15 protein-coding genes, 8 tRNA genes, 1 rRNA gene and 1 pseudogene are annotated in these 22,077 nt (G+C 51.5%); 23 read left to right on the top strand and 2 right to left on the bottom strand.

What is annotated here, in order from left to right:
• The 12 genes from E0496_RS04220 to E0496_RS04165 form a co-directional block, all read left to right on the top strand.
• Positions 1-87: ribosomal RNA gene (locus E0496_RS04220) — 23S ribosomal RNA — on the top strand; the annotation flags it as partial.
• A gap of 146 nt (positions 88-233) precedes the next feature.
• Positions 234-310 (top strand) — tRNA-Ile (locus tag E0496_RS04215).
• A 5-nt stretch (positions 311-315) separates the two neighbouring features.
• Positions 316-391: transfer RNA gene (locus E0496_RS04210), tRNA-Asn, on the top strand.
• 5 nt (positions 392-396) lie between these two features.
• Positions 397-484, top strand: a tRNA-Ser gene (locus E0496_RS04205).
• 10 nt (positions 485-494) lie between these two features.
• Positions 495-569: transfer RNA gene (locus tag E0496_RS04200), tRNA-Glu, on the top strand.
• A 15-nt stretch (positions 570-584) separates the two neighbouring features.
• Positions 585-661, top strand: a tRNA-Met gene (locus E0496_RS04195).
• 32 nt (positions 662-693) lie between these two features.
• Positions 694-769 (top strand) — tRNA-Thr (locus tag E0496_RS04190).
• 75 nt (positions 770-844) lie between these two features.
• Positions 845-920, top strand: a tRNA-Thr gene (locus E0496_RS04185).
• Between the two features lie 8 nt (positions 921-928).
• A tRNA-Pro gene (locus E0496_RS04180) sits at positions 929-1,005 on the top strand.
• A 188-nt stretch (positions 1,006-1,193) separates the two neighbouring features.
• On the top strand, positions 1,194-1,943 hold the full coding sequence (pdaA, locus tag E0496_RS04175) for a delta-lactam-biosynthetic de-N-acetylase (RefSeq protein WP_241674573.1): 750 nt from the start codon (positions 1,194-1,196) through the stop codon (positions 1,941-1,943).
• A 224-nt stretch (positions 1,944-2,167) separates the two neighbouring features.
• A complete protein-coding gene (locus E0496_RS04170) occupies positions 2,168-2,398 on the top strand; it encodes a hypothetical protein (RefSeq protein WP_141500409.1) in 231 nt (76 codons plus the stop codon).
• Between the two features lie 172 nt (positions 2,399-2,570).
• Positions 2,571-3,806 (top strand): MFS transporter, encoded by a 1,236-nt coding sequence (locus E0496_RS04165; protein ID WP_141500408.1) that lies wholly within the window; start codon positions 2,571-2,573, stop codon positions 3,804-3,806.
• Between the two features lie 713 nt (positions 3,807-4,519).
• On the opposite strand, the gene yhbH is transcribed toward E0496_RS04165, so the two are convergent.
• Positions 4,520-5,674 (bottom strand): sporulation protein YhbH, encoded by a 1,155-nt coding sequence (gene yhbH, locus E0496_RS04160; protein ID WP_139995553.1) that lies wholly within the window; start codon positions 5,672-5,674, stop codon positions 4,520-4,522.
• A 363-nt stretch (positions 5,675-6,037) separates the two neighbouring features.
• Here yhbH and E0496_RS35840 point away from each other — a divergent pair, with 363 nt between their 5' ends.
• The 8 genes from E0496_RS35840 (at position 6,038) to E0496_RS04120 (ending at position 14,298) form a co-directional block, all read left to right on the top strand.
• The gene (locus E0496_RS35840; protein WP_175598005.1) at positions 6,038-6,454 is read left to right on the top strand and encodes a hypothetical protein; all 417 of its coding nucleotides are present in this window, start codon (positions 6,038-6,040) and stop codon (positions 6,452-6,454) included.
• A complete protein-coding gene (locus E0496_RS04150) occupies positions 6,360-7,721 on the top strand; it encodes an aspartate aminotransferase family protein (protein ID WP_141500407.1) in 1,362 nt (453 codons plus the stop codon). The genes E0496_RS35840 and E0496_RS04150 overlap by 95 nt, the downstream gene beginning before the upstream one ends.
• Positions 7,722-7,738: 17 nt before the next feature.
• A complete protein-coding gene (locus E0496_RS04145; RefSeq protein ID WP_141500406.1) occupies positions 7,739-8,989 on the top strand; it encodes a M20 family metallo-hydrolase in 1,251 nt (416 codons plus the stop codon).
• Between the two features lie 24 nt (positions 8,990-9,013).
• Positions 9,014-9,895 carry a nitrilase-related carbon-nitrogen hydrolase gene (locus E0496_RS04140; RefSeq protein WP_141500405.1) on the top strand — a complete coding sequence of 294 codons (882 nt, stop codon included), beginning with the start codon at positions 9,014-9,016 and terminating at the stop codon, positions 9,893-9,895.
• A gap of 12 nt (positions 9,896-9,907) precedes the next feature.
• On the top strand, positions 9,908-11,278 hold the full coding sequence (locus E0496_RS04135; protein WP_141500404.1) for an NAD(P)-dependent oxidoreductase: 1,371 nt from the start codon (positions 9,908-9,910) through the stop codon (positions 11,276-11,278).
• The gene (gene preA, locus E0496_RS04130; RefSeq protein ID WP_141500403.1) at positions 11,271-12,575 is read left to right on the top strand and encodes an NAD-dependent dihydropyrimidine dehydrogenase subunit PreA; all 1,305 of its coding nucleotides are present in this window, start codon (positions 11,271-11,273) and stop codon (positions 12,573-12,575) included. The genes E0496_RS04135 and preA overlap by 8 nt, the downstream gene beginning before the upstream one ends.
• Position 12,576: 1 nt before the next feature.
• Complete coding sequence (gene hydA / locus E0496_RS04125) at positions 12,577-14,022, top strand: dihydropyrimidinase (protein ID WP_141500402.1); 1,446 nt, start codon at positions 12,577-12,579, stop codon at positions 14,020-14,022.
• A 63-nt stretch (positions 14,023-14,085) separates the two neighbouring features.
• The gene (locus tag E0496_RS04120; protein ID WP_141500401.1) at positions 14,086-14,298 is read left to right on the top strand and encodes a hypothetical protein; all 213 of its coding nucleotides are present in this window, start codon (positions 14,086-14,088) and stop codon (positions 14,296-14,298) included.
• Here E0496_RS04120 and E0496_RS04115 read toward each other — a convergent pair.
• Positions 14,295-15,917: a PucR family transcriptional regulator gene (locus E0496_RS04115; protein ID WP_241674563.1), complete on the bottom strand. Its 1,623-nt coding sequence runs from the start codon at positions 15,915-15,917 to the stop codon at positions 14,295-14,297. The two genes, E0496_RS04120 and E0496_RS04115, sit on opposite strands and share 4 nt — an antisense overlap.
• A 94-nt stretch (positions 15,918-16,011) precedes the next feature.
• On the opposite strand from E0496_RS04115, the pseudogene E0496_RS04110 reads away from it, so the two are divergent.
• The 3 genes and pseudogenes from E0496_RS04110 to E0496_RS04100 all read left to right on the top strand — a co-directional run bounded on the left by E0496_RS04110 (position 16,012) and on the right by E0496_RS04100 (position 22,043).
• Positions 16,012-17,325 (top strand): annotated as a pseudogene (locus E0496_RS04110) (aldehyde dehydrogenase family protein).
• A gap of 453 nt (positions 17,326-17,778) precedes the next feature.
• Positions 17,779-18,954, top strand: coding sequence for an exonuclease SbcCD subunit D (locus E0496_RS04105; protein ID WP_141500400.1), 1,176 nt, complete (start codon positions 17,779-17,781; stop codon positions 18,952-18,954).
• Positions 18,951-22,043, top strand: coding sequence for an AAA family ATPase (locus E0496_RS04100; RefSeq protein WP_141500399.1), 3,093 nt, complete (start codon positions 18,951-18,953; stop codon positions 22,041-22,043). Before E0496_RS04105 ends, E0496_RS04100 begins: the two co-directional genes overlap by 4 nt.
• Positions 22,044-22,077: the final 34 nt, after the last annotated feature.

The following is a 22,077-nucleotide window of genomic DNA, read 5'->3' as shown; positions in this document are numbered from 1 at the left end:
TTGAAGACGACGAGGTTGATAGGTTCGGGGTGGAAGCACAGCAATGTGTGGAGCTGACGAATACTAATCGGTCGAGGGCTTATCCTAAACACGTTTACTGTGACCCATACATCCGGTAGACAGCAGCTACAAAGGCTTCAGCAAGCCTGATCTTTCGTATCCAGTTTTCAGGGCGCAACTTGATTACCTGATTATAAACAATTGATCTTACATAAGATTTATGTTTATGCTTAGGGCCTTTAGCTCAGCTGGTTAGAGCGCACCCCTGATAAGGGTGAGGTCGGTGGTTCGAGTCCACTAAGGCCCACCATATTTTCCCTGATAGCTCAGTTGGTAGAGCACTCGACTGTTAATCGAGTTGTCACAGGTTCGAGTCCTGTTCGGGGAGCCAAGTTTGGAGAGATACCCAAGTGGCTCAAGGGGACCCTCTGCTAAGGGGTTAGACTGCGTAAGTGGTGCGAGGGTTCGAATCCCTCTCTCTCCGTTCCAAATAAGGCCCGTTGGTCAAGTGGTTAAGACACCTCCCTTTCACGGAGGTAACAGGGGTTCGAGTCCCCTACGGGTCACCATATTTTCTTTAACGACGCGGGGTGGAGCAGCCCGGTAGCTCGTCGGGCTCATAACCCGAAGGCCGCAGGTTCAAATCCTGCCCCCGCAACCAAATCACCTTTACATGGTGCAAAAAATCCATATGCCGTTGTAGCTCAACTGGTAGAGCAACTGACTTGTAATCAGTAGGTTGGGGGTTCAAGTCCTCTCGACGGCACCATTTTTTCTTAAGATGCTCCTTGATTCGTATCAGGCAAGCATCAAAACTACCTCCTTTGGTAGACATAACCGTTACGCCGTTGTAGCTCAACTGGTAGAGCAACTGACTTGTAATCAGTAGGTTGGGGGTTCAAGTCCTCTCGACGGCACCATCTTTTCTCGGGACGTAGCTCAGCTTGGTAGAGCACCTGGTTTGGGACCAGGGGGTCGCATGTTCAAATCGTGTCGTCCCGACCATCTTTTAACGAAAAGATTGACCACATAAACCGCTATTCTCGAAGTCCGTTGGACTTATGGAAATAGCGGTTTTTTTATGAGGTTATGGGGAATTATAAGCGCAATATGCCGATGGCTTGCAATTCACTTCATTGAATAAGGAGGCTTTACTGTTGAAGCAAAGGGGTAGTATCGCTGTTTTGCTTGTCGTGATCTTATGGGGCTTAATTAACCCTTCAGTGGCATTTGGACAGCCGGGAGTATATCACTTCGGGTTTAAGAAAAGTGTGGAAGGAAGGCTGCCTTCCATCGATGAAGAAGGCTTCAAACACATTGTGACCAAGCACGGAGCCTTATTTCTTGGGGATACGTCACAAAAGGAGCTTTATCTTACATTCGATAACGGTTACGAAAATGGATACACACCACGCATTCTCGATGTACTAAAAGATAAGCAGGTGCCAGCGGTCTTTTTTGTGACGGGTCATTATGTAAAGGACCAGCCTGAGCTGTTGAAGCGGATGATCCAGGAAGGCCATATCGTGGGCAACCATTCCTGGAGTCATCCAGACATGTCGACGCTCTCGGAAGCGAGTATCAAAACAGAGCTCGATAAGGTTAAGGAGCAGGTAGAAATACTGACGGGTCAAAAGGAAATGAAGTATCTCCGACCACCTAGAGGCATATTCACTGAAAGAGTGCTTGCGGCAAGCAAGCAATTCGGCTATACGAATGTATTTTGGTCAGTGGCGTACAAGGACTGGGATGTGAATGCGCAAAGGGGATCACAATATGCTTACAACGAGGTTGTGAAGCAGCTTCATCCCGGTGCAATCATCCTGCTGCATTCCGTTTCCAAAGATAATACCGAGGCGCTTGGAAGAATTATTGACGAGGCTCGCAGGCAAGGATACCTATTTAAAAGTCTAGATCAGCTGGGCAGTGAATTAAATATATAGCAAAGTAGTGGCAAGAGCCTTAACCTCTTTACAGGGGTTGAGGTTTTTTTTGCTATTTCGAGCCATTATGCGTTTCAAGTGTGCTGCAAAGACCTTTAAATTTCTGCCCTTATTCCGTGTTTTGCCGTATGTTTATCATTATGGTTTCCATTATATAAAAAAAAAGAGTGTGTCTAAGCCCACTTGGGCAAGTAGAGGTGCATGAGGATGTTCAGCAAACAAAATTGGGTGCATTTGTTAAAAAGCTATTTTATTCTCTTTCGCTCAAGCAAAGAATAGGGTTCAACTTTGTTGTTTTTATTTTGTTTGGCCTTACGGCAACGGACGGTATTGCTTACTGGATCGCCTCGAAGGAGATACAGAGAAATGCGCTCAAAACGAGTCAGGACACGGTTAGCCAATCTGCTCAAATCGTAAATGAAAGGCTCAAGAACGCTAGTCTTTATGAGCTGTAAGCACACGGATATGCTTATTGAGGAGCTAAAGTCTCGCCGGTTTGGCAACACTAGAATCAGATCTTTAACGATTAGAAACTGTGAAAACGTGTTAATATAGGGTAGGATATGAACAAAATTAGGAAATGCTGCGTAGTGAATAGAGCATGAGCATAGGATAAGGGGCTTTCATATGAGTAAAATGACATTGCTGCGTGAACCGAAGCAACGAAAATTATTGTTCAGCGCTGGTCTTAGCTGGCTGTTTGATGCGATGGAGGTCGGCATGATCTCTTTTATCGTGGCTGCTTTGGCCGTAGAATGGCAGCTTGGCGCGCAACAGGTTGGCTTACTGATGGCAATTAACTCGATTGGGATGGCTGTCGGTGCAGCCATATCAGGCTTGTTGGCAGACCGCTATGGACGCAGGGCAATTCTGCTGTGGACATTGCTTATTTTCTCGATTGCTAGTGGATTGTCCGCACTGGCGGGGGGATTCATCGTATTATGCGTGCTTCGTTTTGTAGCAGGATTTGGGCTAGGAGGCGAGCTGCCCGTAGCATCAACGCTAGTGTCGGAATCGGTTCCCGTTAAGGAACGCGGCAGGGCAGTTGTTTTGTTGGAGAGCTTTTGGGCAATCGGTTGGATTTTTGCGGCTTTGATTGCTTACTTTATTATTCCGGACTATGGATGGCGGATGGCGTTTGCTCTCGGAGCGGTTCCCGCTCTATTTGCCCTCTATTTGAGAAGAGCCATTAAGGACTCGCCTCGCTTTAATGCACAGGAGAGCCGTAAGTTGAGCTTGCGTGACAGAATGAGATCCTTATGGTCATTACGCTACCGAAAAGCTACGGTCATGCTGTGGATACTTTGGTTCACGGTTGTTTTTTCCTACTATGGCATGTTCCTGTGGTTGCCTTCTGTTATGGTGCTGAAAGGCTTTGATTTGGTGAAAAGCTTTCAATATGTGCTGATTATGACGCTCGCCCAGTTGCCTGGTTATTTTACGGCAGCTTACTTCATTGAGAAGTTTGGGCGAAAATTTGTTCTCGTCATATATTTACTGCTCACTGCGGGCAGCGCCCTCTGGTTTGGCAGCGCAGAGACGGAAGGAGTGTTGCTCGCGGCGGGAATCTGTCTCTCCTTCTTTAACCTTGGTGCATGGGGAGGCATGTATGCCTATACGCCGGAGCTGTATCCGGCTGCGGTTCGCGGGACTGGCGTGGGCTTTGCCGCTTCCTTCGGTCGTGTCGGGGGTATTATTGGGCCTTATCTTGTTGGTATGCTGGTCGCAAGGCATATTGCGATTTCGTCTATATTTATGATCTTTTTCGTAACGATCGTTATAGGTGCGCTAACGGTGCTCTTCTTTGGCAAAGAGACCAAAGGAACTGATCTTGATGAAGAGGCTGCGGATACTACAAGCTGATGCCAAATGGAAAACTGGCAATCTAATCAATCTAATCAATCTAATCAATCTAACTAATCTAATCAATCTAACCAATCTAATTAATCTAATCAATCTAACCAATCTAACTAATCTAATCAATCTAATCAATCTAATCAAGCAGCTATCCTGCACATTTGCATTTGCAAGCACCTAATTTGCTTCAACCGTGCGGCTATAGTGTATGAATGCATTAGAATAGGCTGAAATGAACGGTGATTGGGCGAAAAGAGGTGTCTATATTGTACGGGATACAGGATAGACAACTGACAGGGCGTTAAAGTGGACGCTAGCCTGCAAGAGTGCAGGATAGCAAGGTGAGATACTATTTGTGAACCAAGAATTCGAATTATGGAGCTATCCTGCACATTTGCATTTGCAAGCGCCTAATTTGCTTCAACCGTGGGGCTATAGTGTATGAATGCATTAGAATAGGTTGAAATGAACGGTGATTGGGCGAAAAGATGTGTCTATATTGTACGGGATACAGGATAGACAACTGACAGGGCGTTAAAGTGGACGCTAGCCTGCAAGAGTGCAGGATAGTAATGGCGGTGGTGCTACATGCGAGGCAATAGTGATTGTCATTCATGAGCAAAGGCGCGCTACAACTACGATTCGTGGAGCAAAATAGTAGAAAATAAGCCGTCCAAGTTGGGTAGAACCCAATCAGACGGCTTATTTTTGTGTTTTTATCAGGTGCCGCTTGCTTTCTTTGAGAAGAAGGTTTTGAGCGCTTTGTAGACCTCGCCTTTTTCTTTGATGACTGAATACATAAACTTTTTGTGGTTAATGTGTTTGTAGGCTGACATCAGCGTGCTGCTGCGGTTGTATTGGTTCACTTCGCCGTAGCCGAACATATTGCTTCGCTCCATAAGCTGACCAATCAGCTTGACGCAGCGTTCGTTGTCTGAAGTCAGGTTGTCGCCATCAGAGAAATGAAAAGGATATATATTCCAGTTCGAGGTCGGGTAACGGCTGTCAATGATATCAATAGCTTTTTGATAAGCGGAAGAGCAGATGGTGCCACCGCTTTCACCGCGATTAAAAAATTCCTCTTCAGTTACTTCCTTGGCTTCGGTGTGGTGCGCGATAAATACGATTTCGACATGTTCGTATTTTCGGCGCAGAAACCGGGTCATCCAGAAGAAGAAGCTGCGGGCGCAATACTTTTCGAAGGAGCCCATGCTGCCTGAGGTATCCATAAGAGCAAGAATGACCGCATTCGATTGCGGCTTTACGATTTCATTCCATGTTTTGTAACGGAGATCGTCGGGGGATATGCCGCCAATTCCCGCTTTGCCGGCGTTGGCGTTGCGCCGTAAATTTTCAATCAGCGTCCGCTTTTTGTCAATATTGGACATAATGCCTTTCTTGCGGATATCATGAAACACGATTTCCGTCGATTGCATTTGATCCTTTTGCTTCTGCTCCAGATTAGGCAGTTCCAGCTCCTCAAACAGCATATCCTCCAGCTGATCGATGCTGATTTCGGTATCAACGACATCCTCGCCCGGCTGATCGCCTGCATCCTGTCCTTTCCCCGGTCCTTTAGCTGCTTGAGGGTCGACACCAAGCACATCGCCTACCTGTGAATCGCCGTCGCCTTGTCCGACGTGCTGCTTCTTGTTGTAGTTGTATATAAAGTGGGATTCGTCCAGACTTTTGATGGGAACTTTAATGGTACGTCTGCCATCGGACAACACGATACTCTCGTCGGAAACCAGATCGGGAAGGTTTTGCTTAATTGCTTCGTGTACCTTCTCCTGATGTCGCGCTTGATCCTCATAGCCTTTGCGGTGGAGCGACCAGTCCTCGCGGGACACAATAAACAGCGGCTCTGACTCCATTTCCCTCACCTCATTCCACTAAATTAACCAATCGGCATGCAAGAAACGATAAAGACAACCTTCGCTATTTTCTTGTCTGTTACTCAATATATTCAAGATCGGAGCGGTTATGTGAAGGAAAATAAGTCCATTTCTAGCAAACTACCGAATGGGCCAGTCCCCTCTAGTTGACATTGTGTCAAACCAAGCAACCATTTTTTAACCAATCTGTATAATGTAATTCGAACTTAATGTTATATAATATAACATAAATTCACTTGTTTCTATCTCGTACCTAACATGAAACGAAGCGTAAGTATATCTCCTATTACATGGTTCAGCTTGCGGAACGGCTCGCCATTACCTGGCATGTAGCTCAGAGTGATGAGTGCGTTAACGGAAGGCAGCACGACGAAGGAGCATCAGACGACGATGCTGATGGAAATGGCAAAGCTGGTGAAGCCGGAGGGCTTCTCGGAAGAGCAGGTAGGATCATTTGTGGATGATGCGGTGACGCGGACAGTGGATATTGCGCTGAAAAACGGGCTGATCAAGAAGGATACGGATCTCGCTGCGGCCATCGACAAAACAATTTTGGAAGATGCGGCCAAGTACCCGCATACGCTAGTCTATAAGGGTCGCGGATGTTCTCATCCGCGCTACTCTCTATATGGAAGCGGCGGGAGCGAAGGAGGAGAAGCGGGCTATGGGAGCAAACAAGGCAGCAATGGATTCGGAAGCAAAGGAAGCTCTGCTGGAGAAGGATCGCAAGTTTTTGTGGCATCATATTTCTCCCCATAATGAGAATCCAATGGTCATTGTGTCGGGGGAAGGCAGCTGGATTACGGATATGGATGGCAACCGCTATTTGGACGGCATGTCCGGGCTATGGTGCGTCAACGTTGGCCACGGAAGGGCAGAGATTGCCGAAGCGGCTGCAGAGCAGATGAAAACGATCGCTTATTCGACGCTTATTCAATCCCATGTTCCTGCCATTGAGCTGGCTGCCAAGCTGAATGAATGGCTGGAGGGCGAGTACCGAATTTTTTTCTCGAATTCAGGCTCGGATGCCAATGAGGTGGCTTTCAAAATCGCACGCCAATACCATTATCAACGCGGCAAGGCAAGCAAGCACAAGTTCATTTCCCGCCACCGCGCCTATCACGGCAATTCGATGGGAGCGCTTAGCGCCACGGGGCAAGCGCAGCGCAAGGTGAAGTATGAACCGCTTGGCGCCGGTTTCACCCATGTGCCTCCGCCTTATTGCTATCGCTGTCCGTTTGGCCAGACAAGGGGAGCCTGCGAACTGCAATGCGCGCAGGCCTATGAGGACGCGATCATTTGGGAGGGGGCGGATTCTGTCGCAGGCATTATCGTTGAGCCGGCAATCACGGGCGGGGGGATGATCGTGCCGCCGGACCATTATTTGCCCAAGCTGAGGGAGATTTGCGACAAGCATGACGTTTTATTAATTGTAGATGAGGTGATCTGCGGCTTCGGCCGTTCAGGTGCGAAGTTCGGGCATCAGAACTTTGGCGTCCGGCCGGACATGGTAACCATGGCTAAAGGAATGACGAGTGCCTACTCTCCTTTGTCTGCTACGGCCGTGTCGGCCGAAATGTATGACAGCTTCAAGGAGTCGGGGCCGGACAGCCATTTTCGGCATGTGAATACGTTCGGAGGCAATCCCGTGTCCTGCGCGGTTGCGCTCAAAAACATTGAAATATTGGAGCGGGAAGAGCTGGTCGCCCGTTCGGCTTATATCGGCAAGGAGCTGCTTCGCCGGATCAAGACGCTGAAGGCGCATCCCCATGTCGGTGAACTGCGCATTTTCGGCTCGGCTATCGGCATTGAGCTGGTTGAGGATAAGCAGACGAAGGAGCCTGCTTCGGCTGCAAGGGTTACGTCCATTATTGCGGGCTGCAAGCAAAAGGGTCTTCTCATCAGCAAAAACGGCGATACGGTACCGGGCTTTATGAATATTTTGACGCTCAGTCCTCCCTTGTCCACAACGGATGAGGAAATCGTATTTATCGCCGATACGCTGCTTCAGGTTTTTGAAGGCTGAGAGAGGAGGGAATTCAGATGACTTTAAAATGGGACGCGGGCATCCACTCCAAAAGGCTGCACAGCCGGATCGCAGAGCTGGCGCTAATCGGAAAAATCGGCGATACGGGCGTCTGCCGCTTGGCCTTGTCGAAGGAAGACCGGGCTGGCGTGGAACTGGTGCGGGGCTGGATGGCGGAAGCGGGAATGGAAGCGCGAATCGACCCGTTCGGCAACCTGATCGGCGTACTGAAGGGTCGTGATGGAGCGGCGCCGGTATTAATGCTTGGCTCACACATCGACTCACAGCCGTACGGAGGGCGGTATGACGGCGTCATCGGGGTACTCGGCGCGATAGAAGCCGTTCAGACGATGGTGGAAAGCGGATTTCGGCCTTCGAGGAATATTGAGGTGGTGGCCTTTTGCGACGAAGAGGGCTGCAGGTTCAATAAAGGGTTATTCGGTGTCAGGGGAATGACCGGCAGGCTGGAAGCGGGCGAATTGGAGCGGACGGACAAAAACGGCGTGAGCCGCAGGGAAGCGCTCGTGTCCTTTGGTTGCCATCCGGAAACCTATGACCAGTATGTATTTGAGGAGGGCCGGATCGGCGCATTTCTGGAGCTTCATATTGAGCAAGGCCCTGTACTGGAGGCTCTCGGCGAACCCGTCGGCATCGTAAGCGGCATATCGGGTCCGGTCTGGTGGACGGTAGAGATGACTGGCTTTGCCGGACATGCGGGCTCCGTGCCGATGCCAATGAGACAAGATGCGCTGGTCGGCTGTGCTAAAGTGATCGTCGGGCTGCATGAGCTGGCATCGAGGGAGCCGGATGCTCCTACCGTCGGTACGGTGGGCTCGTTATCGGTTTTTCCGGATTCGCGCAACATTATTCCTGAGAAGGTGAGCTTTACCGTCGACTTCCGTGATTTGGATCTGGCCAGAAGAAATGCGCTGGAGGAGCAGCTGCTTGCGCTCATGAACGCCGTCTGCTTAGAGCATGGCTTAACGTACACGATTCGCGAGGATACGAAGAGCGATCCGCGTTATTGCGCACCTGAGCTGCGAGCGCTTATCCGTGAGGAGGCTGAAGTGCTGGGGCTTCTGGCTCCTGAGCTGATGAGCGGACCTTTCCATGATTCGTTAATGATGTCCCATGTGTGTGATTACGGCATGATATTCGTTCGGTGCAAAGAGGGCATCAGCCATAATCCGAAGGAGTATTCATCTCCCAAGGATATTGAGCTTGGGGTTGAGCTTCTGTATCGAACAGCAAAAAGATTAAGCGAGTAGCGGAGGAGAGGAGGAGGGGGAGCGATGAGCATAGTGCGAATCGGGTTGATTCAGGCATCGAATGATCTGCATGGCGATGAGCCTGTAGAAGCTCATAAACGGCTGGCCATTGAGAAGCATATCGGACTCGTTCGCGAAGCTACGGCAAAGGGAGCGCAGATCATCTCCTTGCAGGAGATATTTTACGGGCCGTATTTTTGCGCAGAGCAGCAGACGAAGTGGTATGCAGCCGCGGAGGAAATTCCGCATGGCCCAACGACGAAGCTGTTTCAGGAGCTGGCTGCCGAGCTTGGCGTCGTGATCGTCCTGCCCATGTATGAGCGGGAGGGGATCGCAACCTACTATAATACGGCGGCAGTGATTGACGCGGACGGCACGTATCTTGGCAAATACCGCAAGCACCATATCCCGCATGTCGCAGCTGGCGGCGGAACAGGCGGCTTTTGGGAAAAATACTATTTTAAGCCTGGCAATTTGGGTTATCCCGTGTTTGATACCGCTTATGCCAAGATTGGCGTCTACATTTGCTACGATCGGCACTTTCCGGAAGGCGCACGGGCACTTGGCTTGAACGGGGCGGAGATCGTATTCAATCCCTCAGCCACGGTGGCGGGAACGTCGGAATATTTGTGGAAGCTGGAGCAGCCGGCACATGCGGTAGCCAACGGGTATTATGTTGCAGCCATCAATCGCGTAGGCGTGGAAGCGCCTTGGAATATGGGCGAGTTCTACGGGCAATCGTATTTGGTTGATCCTCGCGGCGCTATCTCAGCTATCGGCAGCAGGGATAAGGATGAGGTCGTCATTGGTGAAATGGATAAAGAGCTCATTCGTGAAGTAAGGGATGTGTGGCAGTTTTACCGCGATCGAAGGCCGGAAACGTATCACCATATCGTTAGCTTATAGGAGGGAACTGTCATGGGAGTATCGGTGAACGCCGCTTTTATCCCCGTCGAAGCGCTGAGGCGTAATTTTGCCGAGGTGAAGATGGGAATGCGACCAAAGGAAGCGATAGAGGAATCGAATCGCTGTTTGTACTGCTATGACGCCCCGTGTATTCAGGCTTGCCCGACTGGCATCAATATTCCTTCCTTCATCAAAAAGATTGCCTCTGGCAACATGAAGGGGTCGGCGCGAGCCATTATGGATGCTAATCCGGTAGGGGCTACCTGCGCTAGGGTATGTCCGACGGAGGAGCTTTGCGAGGGCGCCTGCGTGCTGAATCATTCCTCAAAGCCGATCATGATCGGACAGCTTCAGCGCTATGCGACGGACTGGGCGATGAAGCGCGGGCAGCCGTTGTTTGCGGCGGGCCGGAGCAACGGGAAGTCGGTCGGAATTATAGGCGGAGGTCCCGCGGGGTTATCCGCCGCACGCGAGCTTGCGAGATTGGGTTTTGCTGTTACGGTTTATGAGGCGAAGGAGCAGGCAGGGGGCTTGGATACGTACGGCATCGTATCGTTTCGCTTGCCGCAGAGCATCTCGCTCTGGGAGGTCGAGCAGGTGAGAGAGCTGGGCGTCGAGATCAGGACAAACACCAAGGTAGGCCAAGATATAAGCGTGGAGAATCTATTCTCGCAGCATGAGGCGATCGTTCTCGCGATCGGCATGTCCAAGGTACCTGATCTGGGCATTGAGGGCGAGCAGTTAACTGGCGTATATGATGCGATTGATTTTGTCGAGTCGACAAAAGCTGAGCTTATGACGGGCCTCGTCGGCAAAAGGGTGGCAGTTATCGGTGCAGGTAATACGGCGGTGGACGCTGCCACCTGCTCGGTACGGCTCGGTGCTGCGAGCGTGAAGATGGTTTATCGCCGGACGAGGGCGGAGATGACCGCCTACGACTTTGAATTTGAGTTCGCCAAGCAGGATGGCGTAACGTTCGAATGGCTAAGCGCTCCGATTCGAATTGTTGGCGATGAGGATGGTAAAGTCGCAGCACTCGAATGCCAGCCTATGCGGCTCGAAGCTGCCGAGGAAGGCGCGCGCAAGAAGCCGGTGCCGGAGGGCCCAGCCTATATGCTGGAGGTGGATGCCGTGATTAAAGCGATTGGACAATCGAGGCATTTGCCGCTCGTCGAGCAGTTAGGCCTTGATCATAAGCGGGGCATCGTCACCGTGAACGCAAGTACGCATCAAACCTCGAATCCCCGCGTTTACGCGGCAGGCGATGTCATCTTCGGGGAAGGCCAAGGCGAAGCAATGGTTGTAGCCGCTGCCCAGCAGGGCAAGCTTGCTGCGCATGCGATCAACGATAGGTTTAGTGTGAGGAGTGAACGTTATGGCTGATTTGAGAATCGATTTGGCTGGCATTGCCTCCCCGAATCCCTTTTGGCTTGCATCGGCTCCGCCAACGAATACCGGATACCAGGTTCAGCGGGCATTCGAAGCGGGCTGGGGCGGGGCAGTATGGAAAACGCTAGGCGATCCGATCATTAACACTTCCTCGCGCTTTGCGGCAGTTCATTTCAACGGCCAGCGCGTAGCTGGCTTCAACAACATCGAGCTGATTTCGGACCGTCCGCTCGAGGTGAACCTGAAGGAAATCTATGAAACGAAAAAAAGATTTCCTGGCCATGCCATTATCGTTTCATTAATGGTGGAGCCGAAGCGGGAGAAGTGGCATGAGATCGTAAAAAAGGTTGAAGCGATCGGTGTGGACGGACTGGAGCTGAATTTTGGCTGTCCGCACGGGATGGCTGAGCGGGGCATGGGCGCTGCTTCCGGACAGCAGCCGGATTTGGTAGAAATGCAGACGATGTGGGTGAAGGAGGCGGCGCAGACGCCGGTCATCGTAAAGCTGACGCCTAATATTACGGATATTACAGCTACGGCAAAAGCGGCTGTCCGCGGCGGGGCGGATGCGATCTCGCTTATTAATACGATCAACTCGCTGGCAGGCGTAGATATCGATACCTGGAACACGGTTCCGCATGTTGGCGGTAAAGGCGCGCATGGCGGCTATTGCGGGCCTGCGGTCAAGCCGATTGCGCTGAATATGGTAGCCGAATGCGCGCGCAACCCGCTGGTCGGCGTTCCGATATCCGGCATTGGCGGCATATCGAACTGGCGGGATGCGGTGGAGTTTATCTTAATGGGCTCGACGGGCGTCCAGATTTGTACGGCGGCCATGCATCACGGCTTCAGCATTGTCGAGGACATGATCGACGGATTAAACAATTATTTGGAGGATAAGGGACTGAATTCGGTGACGGAGCTTATCGGCAAATCGGTCGAGCGTTACTCGGAATGGGGCGATCTTGATCTCAATTATGCGGTGGTTGCACGGATTGAGCAGGAAACCTGCATCGTTTGCAACAAATGCCATATTGCTTGCGAGGATACGTCGCATCAGTGCATCGAGCGGCATACGGACGAGCACGGCGCCGCGTACCTTAAGGTTCGCGAGGAGGATTGCGTAGGATGCAACCTTTGTTCCATCGTCTGCCCGGTAGAAGGAGCGATCTCTATGATCGAGGTACCGTCCACAGAGCTGCCGCTCAGCTGGAATCAGCGGCAAGCGGCGATTGCAGCCGTAGGCAAAGGCAAGGAAGTAGACGGGACCGATAAGAAGGAGGCGGTGTGAAATGACAGCACGGCTCATTAAAAACGGGACAATTGTTACGGCAGCTGATACGTATGCAGCAGATGTGCTGATTAAAGGAGGCATCATTGCCAAAATCGGCAAAGAGCTGGATTCGGAGGCTGATGAAATCATAGACGCATCGGGCATGTATGTCTTTCCGGGCGGGGTTGATCCGCATACGCATCTTGAGATGCCTTTTGGCGGGACGGTGACGGCGGACGATTTTGTAACGGGGACGCAGGCGGCAGCTTTTGGCGGTACGACTACGATTGTGGATTTTTGCCTGACCACGAAAGGGAAGCCGCTGAAGAGCGCGATTGAGGATTGGCATAACAAAGCCGGCGGCAAAGCGGTAATCGATTATGGCTTCCATCTGATGATTGGAGAGATCAATGATGAGGTGCTCGCTGAGCTTCCGTCTGTCGTCAAGGAAGAGGGCATTACATCGTTGAAAGTATTTATGGCTTACAAAAACGTATTTCAAGCAGATGATGGAACTTTGTTCCGCACGATGCTCGCTGCCAAGGAGCTGGGAGCCATGGTTATGGTGCACGCGGAAAATGGCGACGTTATTGAGTTTCTCATCCATAAAGCGCTGGAGGAAGGGAACACGGCACCGATTTACCACGCGCTGACACGGCCATCGATCATTGAAGGAGAAGCTACCGGACGGGCGGCCAAGCTGGCAGCGCTTGCCGGTGCAAGGTTATATGTTGTCCACGTCACCTGCGCGGAGGCGGTGCAGCAAATTGCGGAGGCGCGCAACCAGGGCGTAGATGTGTGGGGCGAGACTTGCCCGCAATATTTGGTGCTGGATCAGTCTTATCTGGAGAAGCCGGATTTTGAGGGAGCCAAGTATGTGTGGTCACCGCCGCTTCGCGAAGCGGCCCATCAGGAGGTATTGTGGCATGCGCTGAAGAGCGGACAGTTGCAGACGCTAGGCTCGGATCATTGCTCTTTTAATTTTGACGGGCAAAAGGATCTTGGCATAGGCGATTTTAGCAAAATACCGAACGGAGGCCCCACCATCGAGGATCGGTTCTCGTTGTTTTTCTCAGAGGGCGTGACCAAAGGACGGATCTCGTTAAATGAATTCGTTGATATCGTATCGACGCGAAGCGCGAAGCTCTTTGGCTTGTTTCCTCGCAAAGGAACGATTGCCGTCGGAAGCGATGCGGATATCGTTATTTTTGATCCCCACGCAGAGCGTACGCTCTCGGTAGATACCCATCACATGAACGTGGACTACAATCCGTTCGAAGGAATGCAGGTAACCGGCTTGCCAATAAGCGTGCTCTCTCGTGGCGAGTTTGTGATTCAAGACCAGCAATTCGTCGGTTCACTTGGGGCAGGCCGGTATTTGAAGAGGACGCCTTACAAACGAGTAGATGCAGCGCCTCCCACCGGAGTGTCGGAGGCGGACGGCAAGCATAAGGTGAAGCAGTGAGGCCAGAGCAAGAACCAGATCCAGAGTAGCTCTAACCGTAAAAGCAGCGGAGGAGGGTAAGGCATGTCCGCATATGAGCAATATGTTGGGGAGAAAAATAAAATCGATGCCTATATCGAGCAGCAATATATCATCACTGGCGTGCGGGAAGGCTTAAGCGGCGATTGGCTGGAGCTAAAGCATCCCGGCGGCGATGAGACCGCTTTGCTGGTGGAGACGGCGGATGCACGGAAATATTTTGCCAACTTGCTAATTAAGCAATCTCGCAAGGTTTAGTCGATTGGACCGTTCACGTAGGCATATGCCTGAAGCGCAAGCTCGATCGTCAGCCGCTTGTCCTGCTCCATGAAGTCGTCACCGAGCAGCGCAGCGAGCTTATCCAATCGGTGGTAGAGCGTTTGCCTGGCGATGAAGAGCATTTTGGCCGTATCCTGCTTGGAGCCTGACAGTTTCATAAAGACGTTCAACGTATGCAGCAGCCGGCCGTTTTTTTCTCGGTCGCTTGCCACTACCGGTCCGAGATATTCTTCTATTAAAGCAGGGAGGGCTTCCGCTTTTTTTAAGGTGTAAATGATTTTGTGCAGATGGAGATCGCTATAGAAGGGGGAAGGGAGCAGGCCGACATCTTTTTGTATGGAGAGGGTTTCCTTAGCAGTCTCGTAGCTTTCCTTCGCATCTGTCCATTCCTTCAAATAGCTGCCAATGCCAAGCGTTGATGAGAAAAAAGCAGTTTCTGGATGCTCCGTTTTTTGCAGACGCGCAATGGCGCGCAGCAGCCGTTCTTTGAATTTTATGGCGCTAAGCTGGTCAACGACGATAAATACGATGTATTCGTGCTGCATGAGCGGAAGAAGGACGCAGCCTTCGCCTTCGAAGATGGCGCGCGCAACCATATTTTTCTGAATCAGCAGGCTGCCGTCGTCTTTAACCGTTAGCTCCTTGGATTGTTCGCTAAGCGCAAAGAGGCAAACGGTTACGCCCGTCAGCTTGGCGGCGGGTTTGATAGAGTGGATATAGTCTTGAATTTCATTAGCTGCGTGCTTGCCTGCAAGCCAGTCGACCGACCATAAATCCTCTTTGTGCCGGCGACGTTCCTCCATATACTTCGTACGCATCATTTCCTGGGCAATGGCCGTTGCCGCACGGTCTAGCGCTAAGTTCTGAAACTCGCTAAGCTCTTGTTTTCCTTGCAGCAGCAAATCGGCGAATAGGTGGTCGAGTGCTAAAATCGGACGATGGGCAATGGTCCTCTTTTGCTGCGAATCAGCGATTATTTTGCCATAGATCCATTGTTCATAAAAGTGTTCTGCTTTGTCTCTGGGCATATGCGGAATAAAATGCGGCTCGGCGCCCATGGGGAAAAACGCGGTTTGGGCACCGGTCGTTTGGTGAAGCAGCCGAAGCAAGGATTTGATTCCTTTGCCTGACAGCAGCAATTGATTAAGTTCAGTAGACAAGGCTTCAAGCTCGGATACCATGCGGTGATGCTGATGGATAAAGTGAGCGTGGAGATCTTGGGTGATATCGATATAACGGACTTCTTCGTGGAAAAAAATAAGGGGGAAGTTCTCGCGCAACGCAAGCTCCTTCATATTGTCAAAAGGTTGCTTGGCGTATTGGCCAAGCTCGATGCAAAGGCCGGAAGCTCCGCTGTCGATCAATTGCTGCAGAAAGGATAAACTCAATTCCTCGTTGTCATGCCAGCCAATCCCGGTAGACAAAATAAGCTCCGAGCCGTTTAATAGATGCCGGGCCTGGGTTACTTCCATAATATGAACCCATTTTACGGTACGGCTTAGCGCCTCGCTGCTGGCGATCGCCTCAGCTTTCTGAAACAAGGGACGCTCCAATATTTCCTTTACCGTCAGTTGAAGCACCGTTTTTACCAAAGGCAATCACCGTCCTTGTCGGAATTGCAACGCTTTTTACTGATTATACAAGATGTCCAAATCTTTGTGTGTAAAATTTGTGCAGCCGGGAGCTGAGTGGATGGCTATCGAACCAAAAACCTTGCAGGAAACGCCGATATTGCAAAACTTGATCAATGGTGTATGGGTGAAGGCTTCCAGTGAGAAATCAGACAAAGTGTTAAATCCGGCGACAGGGGCCGTACTTGCATATGTGCCGTTGTCATCTCCAGAGGATGTTGCTGCAGCTGTGCTTGCCGCCGAGCAAGCATATCCTGCCTGGAGCAAAACACCCGTTCCGCGTAGGGCAAGGGTACTGTTCCGTTACTGGCAGCTGCTGCAGGAGCATGCGGAAGAGCTCGCGGCCATCATTACGGCGGAAAACGGCAAAAGCTACAAGGAAGCGCTTGGCGAGGTACAGCGAGGCATTGAAAAAGTGGAATTCGCAGCGGGGGCCCCGTCGCATATGATGGGCTCGACACTCGCGAACATTGCAACCGATTTGGATTAGGAGCTCTTCTACGTTCCTCTGGGGGTAGTTGGAGGAATTACGCCGTTTAATTTTCCGATGATGGTTCCCTGCTGGATTTTCCCGCTTGCGATCGCACTAGGCAATACGTTTGTGTTGAAACCATCGGAGCGGACGCCTCTTACAGCGAACAAGCTCGCGCAGCTTCTTCTGGAAGCAGGTCTGCCGGATGGCGTGCTAAACGTCGTTCACGGCGCTCATGCGGTGGTGGATGCATTGACGGGCAGCAACGGGGTCAAAGCTATTTCGTTTGTAGGCTCGCAGCCCGTCGCCAAATATGTGTACGAACGCTCGGCCGCAAGCGGCAAAAGGGTTCAGGCGCTGCAAGAAGCAGCGGAGGCTATGGTCATTGGCTCCGGCATGCGGGATGACGTGACGCTGACGCCAGTGATACGGGAGGAGCAGCGCGTTCGGATCGAATCCTACATTGCCCGTGGATCGGAAGAGGGCGCCGTGCTGCTGCTGGATGGGAGGCTCGCGGCCGAACGCGGTGCAGAGGGGTATTTTCTCGGACCAACCATCTTTGATCAGGTTTTGCCGGGGATGACGATTGCGAGAGAAGAAATATTCGGTCCCGTGCTGTCAGTCTTGCGTGCTGCTGATCTGGACGAGGCGCTTAGCATCGTTAACAGCTCCCGATTCGGCAATTCGGCGGTTATTTATACAGAGAACGCAAAGGCTGTACGCCTGTTCCGTGAGGAGGCCGAGGCGGGCATGCTGGGCGTCAATGTAGGCGTTCCTGCGCCGATGGTTTTTTTTCCGTTTTCGGGCTGGAAGGATTCCTTTTATGGTGATTTGCATGCGAACGGCAAGGATGGCCTTGCCTTTTATACAAAGAAAAAAATGATAACATCCAGGTATTTTTAGAGGGTTAAGAAGGCGCTACGTGATGGGGATTGAATTTCTTAGAGAACGGAAGAATCAAGAAAACCGTATTGAGTGAATGCTTGGGGCATATCTCGGCAAATTGAATCTGGAACGGATGCCAAACTATATGAAAAGCCACAGCCGCATGCTGGCCCAGCATGCGGCTGTGGCTTTTTGATATGGCGGGGGCATGGGTGAAACGATGGGCCAAGGACATCTGTTCATGTACACGAGCGCTAATCGCGTCATAATTCGTTGCACTATGCGTGGCGCAGCAGCAAATGGTAATATAAAAGGTAGAAGATTTGCTTGAAATATAGGAAGGGATATGAGTTTGCTCATCCTTTCTCTATATTTCACGGAATGAAACGCGCCGCCCTGCCAGAGGACGGCGACAGCCGTTTCACCTTGTTAATTGGAATTTGAGGAACCTGGAAAGGATGAATGAAGCAAATGAAGCTATTTCATACGGCGGACTGGCATTTGGGCAAGCTCGTCCAGGGAGTATATATGACGGAAGACCAGCGTTATGTGCTACAGCAGCTGCTGGAAGCCATTGAAGCGGAACGGCCGGATGCCGTTATTATTGCAGGTGATTTATACGATCGCGCGGTACCGCCAACAGAGGCTGTTGAGCTGCTCGACGAGCTTCTTGCACGCATCGTTATCGGCTTGAACACACCGGTGCTTGCGATATCAGGCAATCATGACAGCCCGGATCGGATTAATTTTGGCACGAAGCTTATGGAAAGCAGAGGCCTTCACCTGGTCGGGCAGCTAAAGGATGAGTTGAAGCCGGTGGTGTTGCGGGATTCTTTTGGAGAGGTGCATTTTCATCTGATCCCTTATGCCGATCCGGCGCTAGTTCGCTATCAGCTTGGGGATGAGTCGATCAGGACGCATGATGATGCGATGAGGGTTATAACTGCAAAGCTAAAGTCCAGTATGGATCCGGCAGCCCGACATGTTTTTGTAGGACATGCCTTCATTACGGCCACAGGTGATCCTGAGTTGAATACGAGCGATTCCGAGCGGCCGTTGTCGGTCGGTGGTGCGGAGCATGTGAGTGCAGCGTATTTTGAAGGTTTTCATTATACGGCGCTCGGCCATTTGCATCAGGCGCATTTTGTGCGGAATGATACGATTCGGTATGCAGGCTCACCGCTTAAGTATTCAATATCTGAAGAAAACCACGTGAAAGGGTATTTGGTTATTGAGCTGGATGAAGCGGGTGGCGTCAAGGTCGACAAGCGTGAGCTGAAGCCGCTTCGCAATATGCGTCGAGTTGCGGCTCTCATTGAAGAGATTGAAAAGCATCCGATTAATGAAGACTATGTGTTTGTCACGCTGCTTAATGAAAATCCAGTGTTATTCCCGATGGAGAAGGTGCGGGCGGTTTATCCGAATGCGCTTCACGTGGAGCGCAGGCCGCTGCTGGCGAGCGGTACCACTGCGGATGGTATGTCCGCTGATGCTGCTGGTGGAACGGGAAGGCGTGAAGCCGATCCGGTCGATCTTTTTGCTGCTTTTTATCACGAGGTCAAAGGCCAATCGCTATCCGATGCCAAAAAACGAATGTTCGCTGACACGTATGCGGAGCTGCTGAGTGAGGAAGGAGGCGCCATATGAAGCCAATCAAGCTTACGATGACTGCCTTTGGTTCTTACCGGGACAAGGAAACGATCGATTTCACCCTATTGGAGCATCGCCGCTTATTTGTCATATCCGGTAACACCGGAGCGGGAAAAACGTCCATTTTCGATGCGATATGCTTTGCTTTTTATGGGACTGCAAGCGGGGAGGACCGTTCTGATCCACGCATGCTTCGCAGCCATTTTGCAGCCGAGGACACGCATACGGCTGTTCAGTTCGATTTTGCGATAGGCCGTAGAAGCTATCTGGTGATTAGGCAAATGCCGCATCGCAAGGGCGGGAACAAAAGCGAGACTGGCGGCAAAGCGGAGCTGTATGAAATGACGAGCGGCGAAGCCATTCCGGCGGTTGACCGCTTTATCGTTTCTGATGTGAATGCGAAGCTTGAGCAAATTATCGGATTGACCAAGGAACAATTCAGCCAGATCGTGATGCTCCCGCAAGGGGAATTTCGCAAGCTGCTGACATCGGATACGGATAATAAGGAAGAAATTTTACGCAAAATCTTCCGCACGCAGCTTTATGAGCGGCTGGAGGGCCGTTTTCAGCAGAAAAACCGTGTGCTTCAGGATCAACTGAAGGATGCGAAGGCGACAGCAAATGCCTATATGAAGCAGGTACAGGAGGCATTGCCGGAGCGGGAAGACAGCGAGCTTGCGCGTACCTTCAAGCAGGAGGTGTATAGCGCCGCCCAGGTGACTGAAGCGCTGGAGCTGGAATTCGATTTCTATCAAAAACTGGCCGGACAAGCGGAAGCGGAGAAAGCTGCTTTGGCATTGCAGCTTGATGCGGAGGAAGCTAAGCTTCGTCTTGCGATAGCCGTGAACAGCAAGCATGAGGATCATGATAAGAAGCTTGCACAGAAGCAGCAGTTGGATGCCCAGAAAATGAATTATGAGCTCAAAACACAGCAGCTGGCGCTTGCTGAGAAGGCGGCGCATCTGACGCCTTACAAGGAGCAGGCTGATCGGGCAGCTGCTGATGCGGAAGCAAAGCGAAAACAGCTTGCGGACAAGCAAGCAAGCAAAGAAAAAGCGGAGCAGGAGCAGGCGCAAGCGGCTGACCGTCATGCCGCCGAGGAGAAACGCGAGGATGAACGGCTGGATGCTGATCGGGAGCTGAGCAAGCTGCTAGAGATAGCACCGATCGTAAATACGCTTGCCAGTCAACAGCAGGCAATTGACAAGCTGATGCAAGCCGAGCATGATTCCGCTTCGAAGCTAAATGCTTCAGATCAATTGCTTGCGCAGCTGCGAGAGCAGAAGCAGACAGCTGGCTTGCAGGTGAAAGAAATAGAGCTTGGTACCGCCGAATTAACGGAGAAACTGGACAAGCTTCGCCTAGTGGAACAGCAGGGGAAACAGCTAAAGCGTTTAGTAGACGTGGAGAAGGAAATGTCCCGTTACGCGCAGCTCGAGAAGGAGTATGCGGAGGCCTTAGCCAAAGCAAAAGAGGAGCACGACCAGCTAGAGTCTTCTTGGATCGAAGGACAGGCGACGCTGCTTGCCACTCATTTGCATGACGGTAAGCCCTGCCCTGTATGCGGAAGCGAGGAGCATCCCGCGAAGGCGGTCGCAAGCCAGGAAGTGCCTTCGCGCGAACGGTTACAAGAGGCCAAGGCGCAGTTAAGCGTCGTAGAGCGTGAATGGCTGGAGGCGCGTGCGCAGGCTGCAGCCGCGAAAGCGACACGAGAGGAAGGCGCGCGAGAGCTTGCCGAGTACGGGCTGGAAGCTGCCCGGCTGGAGGAGCAACGATCGGAGCTGCAGCAGCAGTGGCGCAGGCTAAAGGAAGAAACGGATCGCATGCAGGTGAGAGCCAAGCTGCTTCCGGAGCTTAAGCAGCAATTGGAGCAGCTCGAGCTTAAGCTGGAGCAGACCCAAGCAGCAAAAGAGCAGCTGCAGCAAGCCCAGCAGCGATTCAGTCTGGAGCGGGCGTCGCTGCAATCGGCACTTCAGAAGGAGCTTGACCGCGTACCGGAACAACTGCGTTTACCCGAACGGTTGCAAACGAGGATTAATGCTCAGCAGGCAGCGGCCAAGTTACTTGCAGCAGCTTGGAAATCAGCCCAGGAGCACTTGCAATTAACGTCTGCAAAGCTTGCAGAGCAAAGAGCTTATGTTGATCAGTCGCAACGGCAGTTGGAGGAAGCTAGCAGCAATAAGCAGCTTGCGGAACAGCGTTTGCTTGAGGGATTGCAAAAAGCTGGTTTTGAAACATCGGAGCAATACGCTGAAGCAGCGCTCCCTGAAACTGTGCGTGAGCAGTTTGGTAAGGAGATTGCAGCATACCACTCGGCTGTTGCGCTCGTTACCCAGCAGATTCTGGAACTTGCAGCCGAGCTGAAAGACAAGCCAAAGGTTGATCTGGACGAACGAAAGGCAAGCCTGGCAGCAAGTAAATTCCAGTTAGAGCAAGCTCAAGCCGCTGCCCAAGCGGCGCTTCGCACGGGCGAAGTCGCACGCCGCTTGTCAGCTTCGATTGGACGGGCAAGCGAGCAGGTGAAAGAGCTGGAAGCGAAGCTGGAGGAAGTCATGGACATTTTCCAAATGCTGAAGGGGGATAATGCGCTTAAAATCTCATTCGAACGTTATATTCTAATTGAGTTTCTGGAGCAGATTTTGTTTGCTGCTAATGCGCGACTCCGTGATCTTTCGAGTGGACAGTTTTCCTTGCAGCGAAGCGACCGTCTCGAAGTTAGAGGGAAGCAGAGCGGCTTGGGACTTGATGTGTACGATGGTTATACTGGGCAGAACAGAGATGTGAAAACCTTATCCGGCGGTGAAAAATTTAATGCATCGCTTTGCCTCGCGCTTGGCATGACGGACGTCATTCAGTCACATTTGGGCGGCGTAACCATTGAGATGATGTTGATCGATGAAGGTTTTGGCTCGCTGGATGAGGAGTCACTCCAAAAGGCCATTACAGCGCTCGTCGACTTGCAGAAATCAGGAAGAATGATCGGTGTGATTTCTCATGTGCAGGAGTTGAAGGAGGCTTTCCCGGCTTGCCTTGAGGTGATCAAAACAAGAGAGGGCTTTAGCCGCACGGCCATAACGGTAAAGTAAACGGAACAAGGTGAAACGGCTGTCGCCGTCCGCT

Origin of the sequence: Paenibacillus luteus (assembly GCF_006542765.1) — a bacterium.
In the GTDB taxonomy this organism is placed as follows: domain Bacteria; phylum Bacillota; class Bacilli; order Paenibacillales; family Paenibacillaceae; genus Pristimantibacillus; species Pristimantibacillus luteus.
This window is presented reverse-complemented; position numbering and strand designations above follow the sequence as displayed.

Coding starts and splice junctions, on each gene's coding strand:
- E0496_RS04165 (WP_141500408.1), top strand. CDS start 2,571: ATGAGTAAAATGACATTGCTGCGTGAACCGAAGCAACGAAAATTATTG.
- yhbH (WP_139995553.1), bottom strand. CDS start 5,674: ATGGAGTCAGAGCCGCTGTTTATTGTGTCCCGCGAGGACTGGTCGCTC.
- E0496_RS35840 (WP_175598005.1), top strand. CDS start 6,038: ATGAGTGCGTTAACGGAAGGCAGCACGACGAAGGAGCATCAGACGACG.
- E0496_RS04150 (WP_141500407.1), top strand. CDS start 6,360: ATGGGAGCAAACAAGGCAGCAATGGATTCGGAAGCAAAGGAAGCTCTG.
- E0496_RS04145 (WP_141500406.1), top strand. CDS start 7,739: ATGACTTTAAAATGGGACGCGGGCATCCACTCCAAAAGGCTGCACAGC.
- E0496_RS04140 (WP_141500405.1), top strand. CDS start 9,014: ATGAGCATAGTGCGAATCGGGTTGATTCAGGCATCGAATGATCTGCAT.
- E0496_RS04135 (WP_141500404.1), top strand. CDS start 9,908: ATGGGAGTATCGGTGAACGCCGCTTTTATCCCCGTCGAAGCGCTGAGG.
- preA (WP_141500403.1), top strand. CDS start 11,271: ATGGCTGATTTGAGAATCGATTTGGCTGGCATTGCCTCCCCGAATCCC.
- hydA (WP_141500402.1), top strand. CDS start 12,577: ATGACAGCACGGCTCATTAAAAACGGGACAATTGTTACGGCAGCTGAT.
- E0496_RS04120 (WP_141500401.1), top strand. CDS start 14,086: ATGTCCGCATATGAGCAATATGTTGGGGAGAAAAATAAAATCGATGCC.
- E0496_RS04105 (WP_141500400.1), top strand. CDS start 17,779: ATGAAGCTATTTCATACGGCGGACTGGCATTTGGGCAAGCTCGTCCAG.
- E0496_RS04100 (WP_141500399.1), top strand. CDS start 18,951: ATGAAGCCAATCAAGCTTACGATGACTGCCTTTGGTTCTTACCGGGAC.